21 protein-coding genes, 1 tRNA gene, 1 pseudogene and 2 riboswitches are annotated in these 18,121 nt (G+C 70.6%); of the genes and pseudogenes, 8 read left to right on the top strand and 15 right to left on the bottom strand.

Annotated elements, in window-relative coordinates; translation table 11 throughout:
- Window positions 1-190: 190 nt before the first annotated feature.
- The 3 genes from ACFYXE_RS34365 to ACFYXE_RS34355 form a co-directional block, all read right to left on the bottom strand.
- Complete coding sequence (locus tag ACFYXE_RS34365; protein ID WP_361166116.1) at window positions 191-511, bottom strand: multidrug efflux SMR transporter; 321 nt, start codon at window positions 509-511, stop codon at window positions 191-193.
- A 47-nt stretch (window positions 512-558) separates the two neighbouring features.
- Window positions 559-618: riboswitch (guanidine-III (ykkC-III) riboswitch) on the bottom strand.
- An 86-nt stretch (window positions 619-704) separates the two neighbouring features.
- Window positions 705-1,052: a co-chaperone GroES gene (locus ACFYXE_RS34360; protein WP_361166113.1), complete on the bottom strand. Its 348-nt coding sequence runs from the start codon at window positions 1,050-1,052 to the stop codon at window positions 705-707.
- A gap of 78 nt (window positions 1,053-1,130) precedes the next feature.
- Entirely contained in the window at window positions 1,131-1,457 is a 327-nt protein-coding gene (locus ACFYXE_RS34355; RefSeq protein WP_389319377.1) for a DUF3618 domain-containing protein, read from the bottom strand.
- A gap of 139 nt (window positions 1,458-1,596) precedes the next feature.
- Here ACFYXE_RS34355 and bcp point away from each other — a divergent pair, with 139 nt between their 5' ends.
- From bcp to ACFYXE_RS34335, 4 genes are all read left to right on the top strand, one after another.
- Complete coding sequence (bcp, locus tag ACFYXE_RS34350; protein ID WP_361166107.1) at window positions 1,597-2,064, top strand: thioredoxin-dependent thiol peroxidase; 468 nt, start codon at window positions 1,597-1,599, stop codon at window positions 2,062-2,064.
- 152 nt (window positions 2,065-2,216) lie between these two features.
- Window positions 2,217-3,719: a glycine betaine/L-proline transporter ProP gene (gene proP / locus ACFYXE_RS34345; RefSeq protein WP_361166104.1), complete on the top strand. Its 1,503-nt coding sequence runs from the start codon at window positions 2,217-2,219 to the stop codon at window positions 3,717-3,719.
- A 138-nt stretch (window positions 3,720-3,857) separates the two neighbouring features.
- Window positions 3,858-4,940, top strand: coding sequence for an HNH endonuclease signature motif containing protein (locus ACFYXE_RS34340; RefSeq protein WP_389319374.1), 1,083 nt, complete (start codon window positions 3,858-3,860; stop codon window positions 4,938-4,940).
- 52 nt (window positions 4,941-4,992) lie between these two features.
- Window positions 4,993-5,076 (top strand) — tRNA-Leu (locus ACFYXE_RS34335).
- Between the two features lie 65 nt (window positions 5,077-5,141).
- Here the strand turns inward: ACFYXE_RS34335 and rdgB are convergent.
- From rdgB to ACFYXE_RS34315, 4 genes and pseudogenes are all read right to left on the bottom strand, one after another.
- Entirely contained in the window at window positions 5,142-5,744 is a 603-nt protein-coding gene (gene rdgB, locus ACFYXE_RS34330) for an RdgB/HAM1 family non-canonical purine NTP pyrophosphatase (protein WP_389319372.1), read from the bottom strand.
- Between the two features lie 50 nt (window positions 5,745-5,794).
- A complete protein-coding gene (locus ACFYXE_RS34325) occupies window positions 5,795-6,190 on the bottom strand; it encodes a hypothetical protein (RefSeq protein WP_361166095.1) in 396 nt (131 codons plus the stop codon).
- A 111-nt stretch (window positions 6,191-6,301) separates the two neighbouring features.
- The gene (rph, locus tag ACFYXE_RS34320; RefSeq protein ID WP_389319370.1) at window positions 6,302-7,042 is read right to left on the bottom strand and encodes a ribonuclease PH; all 741 of its coding nucleotides are present in this window, start codon (window positions 7,040-7,042) and stop codon (window positions 6,302-6,304) included.
- Between the two features lie 116 nt (window positions 7,043-7,158).
- Window positions 7,159-7,401, bottom strand: a pseudogene (locus ACFYXE_RS34315) (glucose PTS transporter subunit EIIB); the annotation flags it as partial.
- Between the two features lie 258 nt (window positions 7,402-7,659).
- On the opposite strand from ACFYXE_RS34315, the gene ACFYXE_RS34310 reads away from it, so the two are divergent.
- The 3 genes from ACFYXE_RS34310 to ACFYXE_RS34300 all read left to right on the top strand — a co-directional run bounded on the left by ACFYXE_RS34310 (window position 7,660) and on the right by ACFYXE_RS34300 (window position 11,579).
- Entirely contained in the window at window positions 7,660-8,973 is a 1,314-nt protein-coding gene (locus ACFYXE_RS34310; RefSeq protein WP_361166089.1) for a PTS transporter subunit EIIC, read from the top strand.
- A 256-nt stretch (window positions 8,974-9,229) separates the two neighbouring features.
- Entirely contained in the window at window positions 9,230-10,495 is a 1,266-nt protein-coding gene (locus ACFYXE_RS34305) for a PTS transporter subunit EIIC (protein WP_389319367.1), read from the top strand.
- 181 nt (window positions 10,496-10,676) lie between these two features.
- Window positions 10,677-11,579: a hypothetical protein gene (locus ACFYXE_RS34300; protein WP_389319365.1), complete on the top strand. Its 903-nt coding sequence runs from the start codon at window positions 10,677-10,679 to the stop codon at window positions 11,577-11,579.
- A 4-nt stretch (window positions 11,580-11,583) separates the two neighbouring features.
- On the opposite strand, the gene ACFYXE_RS34295 is transcribed toward ACFYXE_RS34300, so the two are convergent.
- On the bottom strand, window positions 11,584-12,336 hold the full coding sequence (locus ACFYXE_RS34295; RefSeq protein WP_361166080.1) for an MBL fold metallo-hydrolase: 753 nt from the start codon (window positions 12,334-12,336) through the stop codon (window positions 11,584-11,586).
- 194 nt (window positions 12,337-12,530) lie between these two features.
- On the opposite strand from ACFYXE_RS34295, the gene ACFYXE_RS34290 reads away from it, so the two are divergent.
- Entirely contained in the window at window positions 12,531-12,998 is a 468-nt protein-coding gene (locus tag ACFYXE_RS34290) for a type II toxin-antitoxin system PemK/MazF family toxin (protein WP_361166077.1), read from the top strand.
- Between the two features lie 72 nt (window positions 12,999-13,070).
- Here the strand turns inward: ACFYXE_RS34290 and ACFYXE_RS34285 are convergent, their stop codons facing one another.
- The 7 genes from ACFYXE_RS34285 to ACFYXE_RS34255 form a co-directional block, all read right to left on the bottom strand.
- The gene (locus ACFYXE_RS34285) at window positions 13,071-14,024 is read right to left on the bottom strand and encodes a PLP-dependent cysteine synthase family protein (RefSeq protein WP_389319362.1); all 954 of its coding nucleotides are present in this window, start codon (window positions 14,022-14,024) and stop codon (window positions 13,071-13,073) included.
- A gap of 12 nt (window positions 14,025-14,036) precedes the next feature.
- A complete protein-coding gene (locus ACFYXE_RS34280) occupies window positions 14,037-14,315 on the bottom strand; it encodes a MoaD/ThiS family protein (RefSeq protein ID WP_389319360.1) in 279 nt (92 codons plus the stop codon).
- Between the two features lie 123 nt (window positions 14,316-14,438).
- The gene (locus ACFYXE_RS34275) at window positions 14,439-14,543 is read right to left on the bottom strand and encodes a putative leader peptide (protein ID WP_361180086.1); all 105 of its coding nucleotides are present in this window, start codon (window positions 14,541-14,543) and stop codon (window positions 14,439-14,441) included.
- 66 nt (window positions 14,544-14,609) lie between these two features.
- On the bottom strand, window positions 14,610-15,419 hold the full coding sequence (locus tag ACFYXE_RS34270) for an ABC transporter ATP-binding protein (protein ID WP_389319358.1): 810 nt from the start codon (window positions 15,417-15,419) through the stop codon (window positions 14,610-14,612).
- A complete protein-coding gene (locus ACFYXE_RS34265; RefSeq protein WP_389319392.1) occupies window positions 15,416-16,420 on the bottom strand; it encodes a FecCD family ABC transporter permease in 1,005 nt (334 codons plus the stop codon). The genes ACFYXE_RS34270 and ACFYXE_RS34265 overlap by 4 nt, the downstream gene beginning before the upstream one ends.
- 110 nt (window positions 16,421-16,530) lie before the next feature.
- The gene (locus ACFYXE_RS34260; RefSeq protein WP_389319356.1) at window positions 16,531-17,502 is read right to left on the bottom strand and encodes an ABC transporter substrate-binding protein; all 972 of its coding nucleotides are present in this window, start codon (window positions 17,500-17,502) and stop codon (window positions 16,531-16,533) included.
- Between the two features lie 44 nt (window positions 17,503-17,546).
- Window positions 17,547-17,710, bottom strand: a riboswitch (cobalamin riboswitch).
- Window positions 17,674-18,096: a M67 family metallopeptidase gene (locus ACFYXE_RS34255; RefSeq protein ID WP_361180092.1), complete on the bottom strand. Its 423-nt coding sequence runs from the start codon at window positions 18,094-18,096 to the stop codon at window positions 17,674-17,676. Its footprint overlaps the riboswitch before it by 37 nt.
- Window positions 18,097-18,121 lie beyond the last annotated feature (25 nt).

The following is an 18,121-nucleotide window of genomic DNA, read 5'->3' as shown; positions in this document are numbered from 1 at the left end:
CTAGGGGGCGTCTCTCCGATCTTCGCGGGTCCGCGACGCCTGGCACGGCACCTCGCCGCACGGCCGGGCCGCCCTCGTACCACCAGTACGAGGGCGGCCCGGCCGTGCGGCGAGGTGCCGTGCCAGGCGTCGCGGACCCGCGAAGATCGGAGAGACGCCCCCTAGGGCCCCGCAGGCGCGACGGGCGGACTCAGTGACCGCTCGTCGCCTTCAGGCCGACGACGGCCACCAGCAGCAGACAGACGAAGAAGATCCGCGCGGCCGTGACCGGCTCACCCAGGATCACCATGCCGAGGACGGCCGCGCCGGCCGCGCCGATGCCGACCCACACGCCGTAGGCCGTACCGATGGGCAGCGTCTTGGCGGCCTGCGACAGGAGCATCATGCTGGCGACGATGCCCACGCCCGTGAACAGGCTGGGCCACAGGCGCGTGAAGCCGTCCGTGTACTTCATCCCGATCGACCAGCCCACTTCGAGCAGTCCGGCGACGATCAGCAGAACCCAGGCCATGACGGCACCTCCGACGAGTAGAAACGCGAAACGCGTTACCTGATGGGGGTGCGTCGTCTTTGCCAACCCGGTACGGCGCGTCTCGTCGGGGTCCCTCAAAGGTAGCAAAACCCACGCGCGAGGGGCTGGTGACGATGGTCACCAGCCCCTCGCGCACGGGTGCGCACCGCTGCGGGCGCACGGGTGCGCGCCCCTACAGGTACAGCCCCGTCGAGTCCTCGGAACCCTCGAAACGGTCCGCCGCCACCGCGTGCAGGTCGCGCTCGCGCATCAGGACGTACGCCACGCCCCGCACCTCGACCTCGGCACGGTCCTCCGGGTCGTACAGGACCCGGTCACCGGGCTCGACCGCCCGGACGTTCTGCCCGACGGCGACCACTTCGGCCCAGGCGAGCCGCCGGCCCACGGCCGCGGTCGCGGGGATCAGGATGCCGCCGCCGGAGCGCCGCTCGCCCTCGCTGGTGTCCTGTCGCACGAGCACGCGGTCGTGCAGCATGCGGATGGGCAGCTTGTCGTCGTGGGGGGTGGTCTTCTCGCTCACGTCCCAGAACCTACCTGCCCCGCGCCCGGCCATGGGCTCCCGGGTCCGCACCCGCGCCGGGGCCGCCGCCCCGGGACGTCAGTCGCCGCGCCGCCGCGAGCTCACCACCAGGAGCCCCACGAGCCCCACCGCCACCAGGGCAACCGGCACGATCCGCTCCACCCGGGGCGCCCCGTCCTCCGTGACGAACCGGCCGCGCACATCCGAGACGAGGCGGTTCGCCCCGACATAGGCCCGGCCGAGCGTGTGGTCCACGCTCGCGGTCACCTTGGCCTTCGCGTCACCCACGATCGTCTTCGGGTGGACGCGCACCCCGATCTCGTCGAGCGTCTCGGCCAGCTGGTCGCGCCGGCGCTTGATGTCCGCCTCGATCTGCGCAGGGGTCCTGGCATCCGCATCCGACACCGCGCTGCCTCCGTGGTCGTGGTCGAGTAACTGTGAACGTGTGCTCCACAGTCTGTCAGCTTCGCGGTCACCGCACCCCACGGCACCCCCATTACGCTCGTGACCGTCACAGAACCCCCGCGCGAGGAGACCGACGCACATGAGCGAGCGACTGCAGCCCGGCGACACCGCCCCCGCCTTCACCCTGCCCGACGCCGACGGCAAGGACGTCTCGCTGGCCGACCACAAGGGCCGCAAGGTCATCGTCTACTTCTACCCGGCCGCCCTCACCCCCGGCTGCACCAAGCAGGCCTGCGACTTCACCGACAACCTCGACGTGCTGGCCGCCGCCGGGTACGACGTCATCGGCGTCTCCCCCGACAAGCCGGAGAAGCTCGCCAAGTTCCGCGACCAGGAGAACCTCAAGGTCACGCTGGTGGGCGACCCCGCCAAGGAGACCCTGGAGGCGTACGGCGCCTTCGGCGAGAAGAAGCTGTACGGCAAGACGGTGACCGGCGTGATCCGCTCCACCGTGGTCGTCGACGAACAGGGCAAGGTCGAACACGCCTTCTACAACGTGAAGGCGACCGGCCACGTCGCCAAGATCATCCGGGACCTGGGCGTCTGACACCGCGCCCACCGGGCACCACACCGACCGTTCCGCCGGCCGGTCCGCCGATGTGACGAAGCCCCCCTCACGGGGGGCTCTCGTTTGCAACGGTCATCTTCGAGCAAGTGATCTCTCCGGGAACTTGTACGAAGAAGGAAAGGAACCACTCCATGGCGGCCCACGAAGCACCCGAGGCCGAGGCCGACGCCGAGGCGGTGAAACGCCACCGGACCCTGTTCCGGGCGGTCAAACGGCGCAAGAACCCGCCGCTGCGCCGCACGGACATCACGGTCACGGACGAGGCCGCGGTCAAGCGGGCCGTCAAGGCGGCCTCCCTCGGCAACGCCATGGAATGGTTCGACTTCGGCATCTACAGCTATCTGGCCGTCACCATCGGCCACGTCTTCTTCCCTTCCGGGAACGACACGGCACAGCTGATCTCGTCCTTCGCCACCTTCGCGGTCTCCTTCCTCGTCCGCCCCATCGGCGGCATGGTGTTCGGCCCGATGGGCGACAAGATCGGCCGCAAGAAGGTCCTCGCCCTGACGATGATCCTCATGGCGATCGGCACCCTCGCCATCGGCCTGATCCCGTCCTACGCCACCATCGGCTTCTGGGCACCCGTCCTGCTGATCTTCTTCCGCCTCGTCCAGGGCTTCTCCACCGGCGGCGAGTACGGCGGCGCGTCCACCTTCATCGCCGAGTACGCCCCCGACAAGCGCCGCGGCTACTTCGGCAGCTTCCTGGAGATGGGCACCCTCGCCGGATACACCGGCGCCGCGGGCCTCGTCCTCATCCTCAACTCCGCACTCGGCTCGGACTCCATGGAGTCCTGGGGCTGGCGCATCCCCTTCCTCGTCGCCGGACCCCTCGGCCTCGTCGGCCTCTACCTGCGGCTCAAGCTCGACGAGACACCCGCCTTCCAGAAGATGGAGGACGCCACCTTCCACTCGGCGTCCGAGGGCGCCTCCACCGTGGAGTCCACCGCCAAGGGCGACCTCGCCAAGATCTTCCGCGACCACTGGGCGACGCTGCTCCTGTGCATCGCCCTGGTCGGCGCGTACAACATCACCGACTACATGCTGCTGTCGTACATGCCGACGTACCTCTCCGACGAGCTCGGCTACGACGACTCCCACGGCCTGCTGATCCTCATCGGCACGATGATCGTCCTGATGCTGATCATCACCCGGATCGGCAAGCTGTCCGACCGCTTCGGCCGCAAGCCGCTCCTGATGACCGGCATGGTCGGCTTCCTGGTCATCTCCATCCCGGCGTTCCTCCTCATCAAGCAGGGCAGCCTGGTCGCCGTCTCCGGCGGCATGCTCCTGCTCGGCCTCTCCCTGGTCTGCCTCCTCGGCACGATGTCGGCGACGCTTCCGGCCCTGTTCCCCACCTCGGTCCGCTACGGCTCCCTCTCGGTGGGCTACAACCTCTCCGCCTCCCTCTTCGGCGGCACGGCGCCCCTGGTCATCACGTCCCTGATCAGCGTCACCGGCACGGACATGGTCCCGGCGTACTACTCCATGGCGGCGGCCGTGGTCGGCGTCATCGCGGTGGCCTGCATGAAGGAAACGGCCAAGAAGCCGCTGTCCGGCTCGCCGCCCTCGGTCGAGACGAAGGAGGAGGCCGCGGAAATGGTGGAGTCCCAGGCCCCGACCCCCAAGTTCTGACCCCTCCCCCTCCTCCACGGAACGGCCCGTCCCCCGCAATCCGGGACGGGCCGTTCCGCATTCCGGACGTGACGATCCGATAGTCGTTTCGTTACTCCGTACGAGGCCACGAACGCGCGGCCGGGAAGGGAGGGCGACATGGCAGCCAGTCCGTACACCAGGAAACGTCTTACGTCCCACCACGAATCGCCGACCGCGGAAAACCCCGATGACCACGGGCCGCCCCGGAACCCGTACAGCAAGGATCGGCTCGCCCCCATCGTCGCCGAGGCGCGCAACTGGACCGACCTGATGCGACGCCTCGGGCTGGGGTCGAGCGGCGGACAGCGGCGCGTGCTGCAGGAGAAGGTGATCAGTCTCGGACTCGACACGAGTCACTTCGCCAAGCGAAGCCCCTGGCGCAAATACCCGGACGCGGCGATCGCCGAAGCTGCCGCGTCATCGTCTTCGCTGCGCGAAGTAGCGCTGAAGCTCGGTGCCGCACCAGCCACAGGAACGCTCTCCCACATCCGACGCCGCCTCAGTGCGGCGGGCATCGACATCAGCCACTTCCCCGGCATCGATCGCCCCGAGTTGGACCTCCCCTTCACCGTCCAGGAGCTGCGGGCAGCAGCCGCGGCCGCTACCAGCGTGCGCGGTGTAGCGCGCGCCCTGGGCGCGCCAGATGACAGCCGCTCGCGCGCAACTCTGAGCCGCATGCTGCTCACTCAGCACATCGACACCGGGCACTTCTCCTACCAGCGCCTGCCGGTCCCGGAGCGAGAGCTCCGGGACCTTGTACCGAGATCAACCAGCTACGCCGATGTGATGCGCGGCCTCGGCTGGGAGGTCAACGACACCAATCACCGGCGCCTTCGGCGTGCGGCGGCCCGCCTTGGCCTGGACACCAGCCACTTCAAGCGGCGGGCTTGGGGGCAGCTGGAGCCGGCCGCGCCACCGTCGACCGCGCAGCAGGTCCTGGTGGTCCTGCCGGACCACGCCGGGCGGACCAACAGGGCACAGCTGCATCGAGCGCTCGCCGAGATCGGGGTTCCGTACGCGTGCACGTCGTGCGGCAACACCGGCACATGGCTGGGGCGCTCGATCACTCTGCAGATCGACCATGTCAACGGGGACTGGCGCGACAATCGCCGGGAAAACCTGCGGTACCTGTGCCCCAACTGCCACGCGCTGACCCAGACGTGGTGTCGGCGGAAAGACCGGACGCAGCTCGCCGGATAGCCACGGATCGCCGTACACTTGCAGCCGCCCGTCATAGCCGTGACGGGCTTCGGCGGCCTTGGCGGAATTGGTAGACGCCTCGCGTTTAGGGCGCGATGGGAGCAATCCCGTGAGGGTTCGAATCCCTCAGGCCGCACTTGCCTTTCTTTAGAAGGTCTGACTTGCTGCTTCGCAAGTCGGACCTTCTTCAGTACGGGCTCCTCAGCCCACCAGTTCCCGTACCACCGGCACCAGTTCCCGGAACGCCTTGCCGCGGTGGCTGATCGCGTTCTTCTCGTCGGCCGTCAGTTCCGCGCACGTGCGGGTCTCGCCGTCCGGCTGGAGGATCGGGTCGTAGCCGAAGCCGCCCGTGCCCGCGGGGGTCGTCCGCAGGGTGCCGCGGAGGCGGCCCTCGACCACGCGTTCCGTGCCGTCGGGCAGGGCCAGCGCCGCCGCGCAGGCGAAGTGGGCCGCGCGGTGGTCGGGGGCGATGTCGCCGAGCTGGGCGAGCAGGAGGTCGAGGTTGGCCGTGTCGTCGCCGTGGCGGCCCGCCCAGCGGGCGGAGAAGATGCCGGGCGCGCCGCCGAGGACGTCGACGCACAGGCCCGAGTCGTCGGCGATGGCGGGCAGGCCGGTGGCCTGGGCCAGGGCGTGGGCCTTGAGGAGGGCGTTCTCGGCGAAGGTGACGCCGGTCTCCTTGACGTCGGGGATCTGCGGATAGGCGTCCGCGCCGACGAGGTCGTGGGTGAGGCCTGCGTCGGCGAGGATCGCCCGGAGTTCCGTGATCTTGCCGGCGTTGCGGGTGGCGAGGATGAGGCGGGTCATGGGTCCAGTATCGCCGCCGGTCCGGTGGCCCCTGCCGGGGTCCGGGCCCGCTACGGCGTGCAGACCTTCGTCAGTTCGCCCGCGGCGTCGGTGACGGAGCTGACGTCGGGGGTCGCGTCGCCGTTCCTGATGGACCGGCGGACGTTGTCGACGGCCTTCTCCAGGTCGTCCACGGCCTTGTTGACGTCGGTGTTGTCGGTCTTGTCGCCGATCTTGTCGAGGTTCTTGCCGATGTCGTCGAGTGCGCGGTCCGCCTCGGCCGGGTTGTCCCCGGCGTTCTCGACGGCTTGCTGCAGGTCGGTGACGCTGTCGGCGATCGTGTCCGCGGTCTGGACGCAGTCCAGGGCCTTCGAGACGGCGTCGCAGCCGACGAGGCCGAGGCCGGCCGGGACGACGACGAGTGCGGTGGCGACGGCGGTGACGATACGGCGGTGGCGCGCGGCCATGGTTCGGTCCCTCCCCAGGGTGTTGCCGGACGCGCGGCTTTGCCCGCGCGTCCGTACTCGTAACAACGCCCTGCGGGGGGTTGTTGGTTGCCTGCCCGGCGGGCGGGCGGCTCAGCGGGTGGCTTCGAGGGCCTCGCGCTGGAAGGCGGTGAGATCCTCGCAGCCGCCGACGGCCAGGTCGAGGAGCGCGTTGAGTTCCTTGCGGGCGAAGGGCTCGGCCTCGGCGGTGCCCTGGACCTCGACGAAGCGGCCGTCGCCGGTGCAGACGACGTTCATGTCGGTGTCGGCCCTGACGTCCTCCTCGTAGCAGAGGTCGAGCAGGGGCGTGCCGCCGACGATGCCGACGGAGACGGCGCTGACGGTGTCGGTGAGGGGGGTGCGGCCGTGCTTGACGAGCTTCTTGCCCTGGGCCCAGGCGACGGCGTCGGCGAGGGCCACGTAGGCGCCGGTGATGGCGGCGGTGCGGGTGCCGCCGTCGGCCTGGAGGACGTCGCAGTCCAGGACGATGGTGTTCTCGCCGAGGGCCTTGTAGTCGACGACGGCGCGCAGGGAGCGGCCGATGAGGCGGCTGATCTCGTGGGTGCGGCCGCCGATCTTGCCGCGGACGGCCTCGCGGTCGCCGCGGGTGTTGGTGGAGCGGGGCAGCATGGAGTATTCGGCGGTGACCCAGCCCTCGCCGGTGCCCTTGCGCCAGCGCGGGACGCCTTCGGTGACGGAGGCGGTGCAGAAGACCTTGGTGTCGCCGAAGGAGATGAGGACGGAGCCCTCGGCGTGCTTGCTCCAGCCGCGCTCGATGGTGATGGGGCGGAGCTGTTCGGGGGTGCGGCCGTCGATGCGGGGCGTAGAGGACATGGGCCGAGCCTATCGGGAGGCGGGGGCCGGTCCGTGCGTCGGCCGGGCATGGCTGAGGGGCCCTTCCCCGTGGTCGGGGGTGTGGGGAAGGGCCCCTCTGCGGTGAGTTCAGGAACTCACATCATGTCTTCGATGTCGGCGGCGATGGGGTCCGCGTCCGTGCCGATGACGACCTGGATGGCCGTGCCCATCTTGACCACGCCGTGGGCGCCTGCGGCCTTCAGCGCGGCGTCGTCGACGAGGCTGGGGTCGTGGACCTCGGTGCGCAGGCGGGTGATGCAGCCCTCGACCTCTTCGATGTTGTCGATGCCGCCGAGCCCGGCGACGATCTTCTCAGCCTTGCTGGCCATGTGTTTCTCCCTGTGTTTCTTGCGGCTGGGGGTCCGGGGTCACCCCCGGGGAGACGCAGCCAAAGGACGCGGCCTTCGACCCACCGTAGGTCCCGCTTTGTCACGGTAACGCACGGTTGGACCATCTTCGCGGGCGGTTACGGCAGTCGTGCCCAATGATGACGATCACGGTGTCGTCCCCTCGGACGGCACAGCCACCCGTTCCGCAACTGGTCTACACCAGTTTTCAACGACCGCCAAACCTGGCTTGTTCCGGGAGGGACGCCGATGAGTTCCCCAGCCGCCGCGGTGCCGCAGAAGAAGTGGTGGAACGGCCTTTTCCAAGGCCTCCAGAAGATGGGCCGCAGCCTGCAGCTGCCCATCGCGGTGCTGCCCGCCGCCGGCATCCTGAACCGGCTCGGGCAGCCCGACGTGTTCGGTGACGACGGTCTGGGCTGGACGAACGTGGCGAAGGTCTTCGCCGCGGCGGGCGGTTCGCTGCTCGACTCCACGCTGGGTCTGCCGCTGCTGTTCTGCATCGGTGTCGCGATCGGCATGGCGAAGAAGTCGGACGGCTCGACGGCGCTGGCGGCGGTCGCCGGTTTCCTCGTGTACTACGCGGTGCTGCGCGCCTTCCCCGACGACTGTCCGCAGGACACCGTCTTCGGCGGTGCGGGCATGTGGAGCGGGGTGTGCGTGGCCGAGGACGGGACGGTGGCGCAGGCGGCGTACCAGAATCCAGGGGTCTTCGGCGGCATCGTGATGGGTCTGCTGGCGGCCTGGTTCTGGCAGCGCTATCACCGGGTGAAGCTGGTCGACTGGCTCGGCTTCTTCAACGGGCGCCGGCTCGTGCCGATCATCATGGCCTTCGTGGGCCTGGCCTTCGCCGGGATCTGCGTCTGGATCTGGCCGCCGATCGGTGACGCGCTGACCAGCTTCTCGAAGTGGCTGGTGGATCTGGGCTGGCTGGGCTCGGGCATCTTCGGCGTGGCCAACCGCGCGCTGCTGACGGTGGGCCTGCACCAGTTCCTGAACACGTTCGTGTGGTTCCAGTTCGGCGACTACACGAAGCCGGACGGCACGGTCGTGCACGGTGACATCAACCGGTTCCTCGCGGGCGACCCGACGGCGGGGCAGTTCACCTCGGGCTTCTTCCCGATCATGATGTTCGCGCTGCCCGCGGCGGCCCTGGCGATCACGCACTGCGCGCGCCCCGAGCGCCGCAAGGTGGTCGGCGGCCTGATGCTCTCGGTGGGTCTGACGTCGTTCGTCACGGGCATCACCGAGCCGCTGGAGTACTCGTTCCTCTTCATCGCCCCGGTGCTGTACGCGATCCACGCGGTGCTGACCGGTGTCTCGATGGCGGTGACGTGGGCGCTGGGTGTGAAGGACGGCTTCAGCTTCTCCGCGGGGCTGATCGACTACGTCATCAACTGGAGTCTCGCGACCAAGCCATGGCTGATCATTCCGATCGGTCTGTGCTTCGCCGTGGTGTACTACGCGCTATTCCGCTTCGTCATCACGAAGTTCGATCTGGCGACTCCGGGACGTGAACCGGAGGAGGAGGCGGAGGCTCTCGACCGGGAGCAGACCAAGGCGTAACCCTCCGCGCGCGGGGGGCCGCTCGCCCTCTCCAGCAGGCCCTCGGACCTCCGGTCCGGGGGCCTTTGGCCTGCCATTTCGGGATATGGCCGAGCCCACAGGAATCGCGGGTTCCTTATGTCACCTTCACCGTGCTACAACAGGTCTACACCACTAATTGGTGTAGACCACGTGGCCGTCGCGCCGCGTTCCCCGAAGACGCCGCCGTCTCTCACTTCCTTGTCCCCAGGCGGCGCCTTGCCCACTGGAGGAAGTTGTGTCCACGGCCAGTGCCGCCCCCGCGGCCGACAAGAAAAAGGGCTCCGGCGTGATGGCTGTACTGCAGCGCATCGGCCGCAGCCTCATGCTGCCGGTGGCGGTCATGCCCGCGGCCGCGCTCCTGGTGCGGCTCGGCGCCGACGACATGCTGGGCCGGGACTCCTTCCCGACCTTCATCACCAAGATCGCCGGTTACATGGCGGCCGGTGGCGGCGCGATCATCGACAACATCGCCCTGCTCTTCTGCGTCGGCATCGCGATCGGCTTCGCCAAGAAGTCCGACGGCTCCACCGGCCTCGCCGCCGTCGCGGGCTACCTGGTCTTCCAGAAGGTGCTCGCCACCTTCACCGACGACAACCTCCCCAAGATCCAGTCGGTGGTCGACGGCAAGATCGTCGAGAACGCCGCCCCGGTCAACGCCGGCGTGCTCGGCGGTGTCGTGATGGGCATCGTCGTCGCCCTGCTCTACCAGAAGTTCTACCGGACCAAGCTCCCCGACTGGGCGGGCTTCTTCGGCGGCCGTCGCCTCGTCCCGATCCTGTCGTCCTTCGCGGGCCTGATCATCGGCATCGTCTTCGGTCTCATCTGGCCGGTCCTCGGCACCGGTCTGCACAACTTCGGCGAGTGGCTGGTCGGTTCGGGCTCCGTGGGCGCCGGCATCTTCGGTGTCGCCAACCGTGCGCTGATCCCGATCGGCATGCACCACCTCCTGAACTCCTTCCCGTGGTGGCAGGCGGGCGACTTCAACGGCGCCCACGGCGACATCCCGCGCTTCCTCGCCGGTGACCCGACCGCCGGACAGTTCATGACCGGCTTCTTCCCGATCATGATGTTCGCCCTCCCCGCGGCCTGCCTCGCGATCACGCACTGCGCCCGCCCCGAGCGCCGCAAGGTCGTCGGCGGCATGATGTTCTCGCTCGCGCTCACCGCGTTCGTCACGGGCATCACCGAGCCCATCGAGTTCACCTTCATGTTCATCGCGCCGGTCCTGTACGCGATCCACGCGGTGCTCACCGGTGTCTCCATGGCCCTGACCTGGGCGCTCGGCATGAAGGACGGCTTCGGCTTCTCGGCCGGCTTCATCGACTACGCGCTGAACTTCAACGCGGCCACCAAGCCGATAGGCCTGGCCCTGGTGGGCCTCTGCTTCGCCGCGGTCTACTACGTGGTCTTCCGCTTCGCGATCACCAAGTTCAACCTCCCCACGCCGGGCCGCGAGTCCGACGAGGAGATCGCCGAGCTCCAGAAGGCCGAGGGCAAGTAGCTCCCAGCTCGGCAGGAACGCGGCAGGACCTCGGCAGAACAGGGCATAGGGCCCGGGCGTTGATGACCAACGCCCGGGCCCTTTCCCGTGTGCCGTGCCCTAGCGTCGAAACGGCACACGCCGTGGCGGGGGCGCCGCCCCCGGGCCCCCGCTCCCCGATCTCCGGAGGGGCCAGATTCCCGTGACCACCCGCATCCTCGACCTCGACCGCGAGCACCTCGCCGCCCTGCGCGGCCGTGCCCTGACCCGATCCGTGGCCGCCGCCGAGGGCCGCACGATGGTCGCCGAGGTCTTCGCCGACCGCGCCGCGCTGATCCCGATGCCGGGCATGCCCGGCGTGCACAACGCCGAGCTCGTCGCGGCCTTCGGCGCCGACATCGTCGTCCTGAACCTCATCGAGCGCGCCTGGGACGGCGAGCGCCTGGAGCTGCCGGGCCTCGGCTCCTTCACCTCGATCGCCGACCTCGCCGCGTACATCGGCCGCCCCGTCGGCATCAATCTGGAGCCCGGCGACGTCCCCGAGATCCGCCGCGCCAAGCCCGAGTACGCCAAGCGGCTGATCGACATGGGCGCGGCGATGCTCTGCCTGACGGCGAACCCGGGCACGGGCGGCTCGTACGAGGGGCTCGCGCGGGTCACCGAGGAGCTGCGCGCCGGGCTCGGCGACGACGTGGCGCTGTGGAGCGGCAAGATGCACCACGCGGGTCACCCGGAGCGGGTCACCGTGGGGCGGCTGACGTCGCTGGTGGACGCGGGCGCGGACGGCGTCGTGCTCCCGCTGCCGGGCACGCTGCCGGGCGTCACCAAGGAGCTGGCCGCCGAGGCGGTGGCGGCGGTGCAGGACGCGGGCGCGGTGGTGATGGGCGCGATCGGCACCAGCCAGGAGGGCAGCCACGCGAACGTGGTGCCCCAACTCGCCCTGACAGCCAAGGAGGTGGGCATCGACGCCCACCACTTCGGCGACTCGTTCCTGCCCGGCATGTGCGACCCGGAGGTCATGTACGACTACGCGGTCGCGATCCGCGGCCGGCGCCACACCTGGAACCGGATGGCGCTGGGCGGCCGCGGCCGCCGGACGGCCTGAGCCGTCAGATCTCGTACGAGGCGCCGGCGGCCGCGAGGGCCGTCGGTCCGCCGTACACCGTGCGGGCGTCCGCCAGGTTGGCCTGGGGGTCCGTCCACGGCGGGATGTGCGTGAGGAGCAGCCGTCCCACGCCGGCGGCCGCCGCGGACTCGCCCGCCTCGCGGCCGTTGAGGTGCAGGTCGGGGATGTTCTCCTTGCCGTGCGTGAAGGCGGCCTCGCACAGGAAGAGGTCGGTTCCCCCGGCGAGTTCGTCCAGGGCGTCGCAGGGCCCGGTGTCCCCGGAGTAGGTGAGGGACTTCCCGCCGTGCTCGACCCGGATGGCGTACGCCTCGACGGGGTGGCGGACCTTCTCGGTGCGCACGGCGAACGGGCCGATGTCGAAGGAGCCCGGCTTGACCGTGTGGAAGTCGAAGACCTCGCTCATCGAGGAGGCGGAGGGTGTGTCGGCGTACGCGGTGGTCAGGCGCTGCTCGGTGCCCTCGGGGCCGAAGACCGGGATGGGGGCGCAGCGGCCGCCCTCGTGGCGGTAGTAGCGGGCCACGAAGTACGCGCACATGTCGATGCAGTGGTCGGCGTGCAGGTGGCTGAGGAAGACCGCGTCGAGGTCGTACAGACCGATGTGGCGCTGCAGCTCGCCGAGGGCGCCGTTGCCCATGTCGAGCAGCAACCGGAAGCCGTCGGCCTCGACGAGGTAGCTCGAGCAGGCCGAATCCGCGGACGGAAACGAGCCCGAGCAGCCGACGACGGTGAGCTTCATGAAGCTGGAACCTCCGCGCTGGCAGGAGAGCTGGGGAGTGTGCGGTCCGTCGAGCGTAAGGCGCAAAAGGCCTGGTCGCTCCTCGGTCGCGGGCCGTTGTGGGGGAACTCACCTGCGCTGTCACCGGTTCGGGGGCTCTTGGGGCGCCCGGGATGCGGTGGGCGACGGGGGGCGTACGCCGGTACCGTCTGCGTATGGACACGTCGTGGTGGCTCGCGCTGGCCGCCGTGGTGGTGCTCGCTCTCGTCGTCACTCTGGTGGACGGCTGGGGTCGCGGCCACCGGAAGCGGAGCAGCCGGCCGGGAGGCAGGACCCGCCCGCCGCGGGGGCCGAGGCGGCGGCTTCCGGCGCCGCGGCCCGCGGAGATCTGGTGGGCGATGGTGCCCTACGAGGACGGGCCCGGGGGCAAGGACCGGCCCTGTCTGGTGCTCGCGGTGCGCGGGCGGAGCGCGCTGGTCGCGAAGATCACCAGCAAGTACCACGACGAGCGGGCCGGGGTGATTCCGCTGCCGCCGGGCACGGTGGGGGACGCGGAGGGCCGCGCGAGCTTCCTGGAGACGGACGAGCTGCGGGACGTGGCGCTCGCGGAGTTCCGGCGCCGGGCGGGGACGGTGGACCCGGTCCTGTGGGACCAGGTGAAGTACTTGGCGGACTCGGCCTAGCCGGGCGGGCCGGGGAGATTCCGGCCCGCCCGGCGGTCGAGGGCGTACGCGGTGGAGCGGGTGCCGGACACCCTAGGCCCAGAGCTGGCCCTGCAGTGTCTCGATCGCCGCCTCCGTGGTGGGGGCGGTGTAGACGCCGGTGGAGAGGTACTTCCAGCCGCCGTCGGCGACGACGAAGACGATGTCGGCGGACTCCCCCGCGGCCACCGCCTTCTTGCCGACGCCGATCGCCGCGTGCAGCGCGGCCCCGGTGGAGACGCCCGCGAAGATGCCTTCCTCCTGGAGGAGTTCGCGGGTGCGGGTGACCGCGTCCGCGGAGCCGACCGAGAAGCGGGTGGTCAGGACGGAGGCGTCGTAGAGCTCGGGGACGAAGCCCTCGTCGAGGTTGCGCAGGCCGTACACGAGGTCGTCGTAGCGCGGCTCGGCGGCGACGATCTTGATGTCGGGCTTCTGCTCGCGCAGGAAGCGGCCGACGCCCATGAGCGTGCCGGTGGTGCCGAGGCCCGCCACGAAGTGGGTGACCGAGGGGAGGTCGGCGAGGATCTCCGGGCCGGTGGTGGCGTAGTGCGCGCCCGCGTTGTCGGGGTTGCCGTACTGGTAGAGCATCACCCAGTCCGGGTGCTCCGCGGCCAGCTCCTTGGCGACGCGGACGGCGGTGTTGGAGCCGCCCGCGGCCGGTGAGGAGATGATCTCGGCGCCCCACATGGCGAGCAGGTCGCGCCGCTCCTGCGAGGTGTTCTCCGGCATGACGCACACGATGCGGTAGCCCTTGAGCCGGGCGGCCATGGCGAGCGAGATGCCGGTGTTGCCGGAGGTCGGCTCCAGGATCGTGCAGCCCGGCGTCAACCGGCCGTCCTTCTCCGCCTGTTCGACCATGTGCAGGGCCGGCCGGTCCTTGACGGATCCGGTCGGGTTGCGGTCCTCCAGCTTCGCCCAGATGCGGACGTCGGCGGACGGGGAGAGGCGCGGCAGGCGGACGAGCGGGGTGTTGCCGACCGCGGCGAGCGGGGAGTCGTAGCGAGGCATCCGGGGTCGGGCCTAGACCATGCCGCCGGCGACGGCCGGCAGGATCGTGACGCTGTCGCCGTCGGTGAGCTTCGTGGAGATGCCGTCGAGGAAGCGGACGTCCTCGTCGTTGAGGTACACGTTCACGAAGCGGCGCAGCTTGCCGTCGTCGACGATGCGGTCCGCGATGCCCGCGTGGCGCGAGTCGAGGTCGGTGAAGAGCTCGGCGAGGGTGTCCCCGCTGCCCTCGACGGCCTTGGCGCCGTCGGTGTAGGTGCGGAGGATGGTCGGGATGCGGACCTCGATGGCCATGCTGAGGGCTCCTGTCGGGAGTCGAGAAGTGCAGGTGGTGGGCGCGCGGCGGCGCTGTGCTTGCGGTGGTGCGCGGGTGTGCGTGCGTGCTGCGCCGCGGCCCACGGCCGTGCGGCGGTGCGGTCAGCGGGAACAGATCGCGCTGGCGAGGCGGCACAGGTCGACGTGCAGGCGCGCCACGAGCAGCGGTGCGCTCGGCGTCTCTTCACTCACGTCTTGGGGAACCATGCGGTCATCGTATCGATTCCCGGTCCGGATCCCGGAATGTGATCTCAGCTGGTGGACGGATTCCGTTCAGGATGCGGGCGGCGGGAGGTAGACGACCGTGGGGGCGCCGGTCTTGGGGTGTACGTCGACCTCGGCTGTGACGCCGTACACAGTGGCCAGGAGCTCCGCGGTGAGGACCTTCTCGGGGGTCCCGGAGGCGACGACCCGGCCGGCGTCCAGGACGTAGAGGCGGTCGCAGTAGTACGCGGCGAGGTTCAGGTCGTGCAGGGCGAGGAGGTTGGTGGTGCCCAGGCCCCTGACGAAGGAGAGGATCTCCAGCTGGTAGCGGATGTCCAGGTGGTTGGTGGGCTCGTCGAGGACGACGAGGGTGGGCTCCTGGACCAGGGCGCGGGCCACCAGGGCGCGCTGGCGCTCGCCGCCGGAGAGCGAGGGGAAGACGCGGTCGGCGAGGTCCGCGACGCCGACCCGGGCGAGCGCGGCGGTGACGAGGTCCTCGTCGGCGGCCGTGTCCGCCTCCCAGAACCGCTTGTGCGGGGAGCGGCCCATCGCGACGACCTGGCGGACGGTCAGCTCGAAGGCGGCCTGTCCGTCCTGCGGCACGGTGGCCAGGCGCCGGGCGCGTGCCTTCGCGGACAGGGCGTGCAGGTCGTCGCCGTCGAGCAGGGCGCGGCCGGCGGTGGGGTGCAGGGTGCCGTAGACGCAGCGCAGCAGGGTGGTCTTGCCGCTGCCGTTGGGGCCGACGACGCCGACGGTCTCGCCGGGGGCGGCGCTCAGGTCGACGGCGTCGACGAGGGCGCGGCCGGCCACCTCGTAGGACAGTCCCTCGGTGCGCAGGTCCCCGGCGCGCGGGGCGGTGGCGGCGGGTGGCGGGGTCATGCCGGTACTCCTTCGGAACGCCGCCGCAGCAGCCACAGGAAGAACGGGCCGCCGGTCAGCGCGGTGAGCACCCCGACGGGGATGTCCTGCGGGGCGGCGACGGTCCGCGCGGCGAGGTCGGCGGCGACCAGGAACACCGCGCCCATCAGCGCCACGACCGGCAGCAGTGCGCGGTGCGCGGCGCCGACCAGCAGGCGGGCGGCGTGCGGCACCATCAGGCCGACGAAGCCGATGGCGCCGCTGTAGGCGACCAGGACGCCGGTCAGGAGCGAGGCGAGGACGAAGACGGCGGCCCGGAAGCGGGCGGTGTCCAGGCCGAGCACGGTGGCGCCCTCCTCGCCGGCGAGGAGCAGGTCCAGGGGGCGGGCCAGGGCGGTCAGGAGCGCGGTGCCCAGGAGCAGGGTGGCGCAGGGCAGGGCGAGCATGTCCCAGCGGGCGCTGCCCAGGCCCCCGAGCGTCCAGTACAGGACCTCCTTGAGGTGGTCCGCGCTGTCGGCGGTGACCAGGATGAGGCTGGTCAGCGCGGTCAGGATGTACGAGACGGCGACGCCCGCGAGGATCAGGCGCCCGGTGGCGAAGCTGCCGCCGCCGCCTCGGGCGAGCGCGTAGACGACGACCAGCGAGACGAGGGCGCCCGCGAAGGAGGCGGCCGGGATCGTGACGGTGGTGGACAGGGCCGCGCCGAGGCCGAAGACGCCGCCGAGCACGATCGCGCAGACCGCGCCGACGGAGGCGCCCGAGGAGACGCCGAGCAGGAACGGGTCGGCGAGGGGGTTGCGGACGAGGGCTTGCAGGACGGTGCCGATGACGGCGAGTCCGGCGCCGACGGTGGCGCCGAGGACGACCCTCGGCAGCCGCACGTCCAGCACGATCGTGCGGAACGGGGAGGGGCCGGCGCGGCCGGTCAGGATCTCGACGACGTCCCCGGGCGGGATGCGGACGGAGCCGAGGGCGAGCCCGGCGAGGATCGCTGCCGCGAGGGCGGCCGTGAGGACCGCCAGGACGGTGAGCCGGCGTCCGCGGGTGCCCGGTCGTCGGTCCTCCTGCGGGCTCGTCCCCGGTCGTCGGTCCTCCTGCGGGCTCGTCCCCGGTCGCCGGACGGGCGTCGTCCTCACAGCTGGGCCGCCAGCTTCCGCACCGCCTCGGGTGCTCGTACGCCGGTGACCACGTCCGAGAGGCGCAATACCGCGAAGCTCTTGTTCTTGACGGCGGGGACGTCCTGGAGGACCGGGTCCTGCAGGAGGCGCTTCTTCTTCTGTTCGACCGTGGTGGCGCCGTAGTCGAGGATCAGGATGGTCTCGGGCCTGCGCTCGACGACCTTCTCCCAGGACGCGTCGCTGAAGGACTTGTCGACGTCGCCGAAGACGTTGCGGCCGCCCGCCCGCTCGATGATGTCGTTGCCGATGCCGCGGCCGCCGGCGGTGAACGCGGTCTTGTCGCCGCTGTCGTAGACGAAGACGGCGCGGGGCTTCTTGTCCTTGGCCCGCGCGGCGGTGGCGGCCAGTTCGCGCTGGGCGCCCTTGACCCAGCGGTCGGCGCGGTCGCGCACCCCGAAGGTGGAGCCGACCTCGCGGACCTCGCGGTAGACGTCGTCCATGGAGACCGGGCGCTTGGCGCAGCCCTCGACGTTGAGGCGGCTGTGGATGCCGGACTTGGCGAGCGCGGCGCGGCTGCGGCCGTCGCCGGCGAGGAAGGCGCTGGCGTAGCCGCCGTAGACGTAGTCGGGGTCGACGGAGAGCAGCTTCTCGTAGGAGGGGTACTCCTTGGCGATCACCGGGAGGGACTTGTAGGCCTTCTCGTACCGCGGCAGGACCTGGTCGTCGAGGTAGGCGGTCCCGGCGATGCGGTCCTTGAGGCCGAGTTCGAGCAGCACTTCGGTGGCGTGCTGGTTCATGGGCACGGCGCGCTTCGGGGGTGCCTCGTACGTCGTCTTCACGCCGCAGTTGGTGACGGTGTACGGGAATCCGGCGGCCCGGGCGGCGGGCCCGGTGCCGGCCTCGCCGTCGGACGAGGAGCACGCGGCGAGCGGGACGAGCAGGGCGGCCGCGGCGAGCGCGCGTATGCCGGTGGGACGGCGGGACATGGCTGAGCTGCCTCCTCCAGGGGATTTCCGCGTCCCCTGCGTTGCGTGGAGATAAGGCGGCAGGTCAGTTCCTGACTCCCCCGCCCCGGTGGAGGGGTGGGGTCACAGTGGCGGGACCGTGCCGGGTTCGCACCGGCTTCCTGGCTCCTGCCGCCTCGAAGGTGGTCGGGCTCAGTATGCCTGGACGACCTGCACCTCTTCCTCGGTGACCTCGCCGTCCACGATCCGGTAGGAGCGGAACTGGAAGGGGCCCGCGTCGTCGGTGTCCGCGGTGGAGACCAGGACGTAGTGCGCGCCGGGCTCGTTGGCGTAGGTGATGTCGGTGCGCGAGGGGTAGGCCTCGGTCGCCGTGTGCGAGTGGTAGACGATCACCGGCTCCTCGTCGCGGTCGTCCATCTCGCGGTACAGCTTGAGCAGGTCACCCGAGTCGAACTCGTAGAACGTGGGCGAGCGCGCGGCGTTCAGCATGGGGATGAACCGCTCGGGGCGGCCGGTGCCCTCGGGGCCCGCGACCACGCCACAGGCCTCGTCGGGGTGGTCCTGGCGCGCGTGCGCGACGATCTGGTCGTGGAGGGCCTGGGTGATGGTCAGCATGGCAGTCAGGATAAGCAGAGGGGCC

This window comes from Streptomyces sp. NPDC002564 (genome assembly GCF_042889645.1).
Lineage (GTDB): Bacteria > Actinomycetota > Actinomycetes > Streptomycetales > Streptomycetaceae > Streptomyces.
This window is presented reverse-complemented; position numbering and strand designations above follow the sequence as displayed.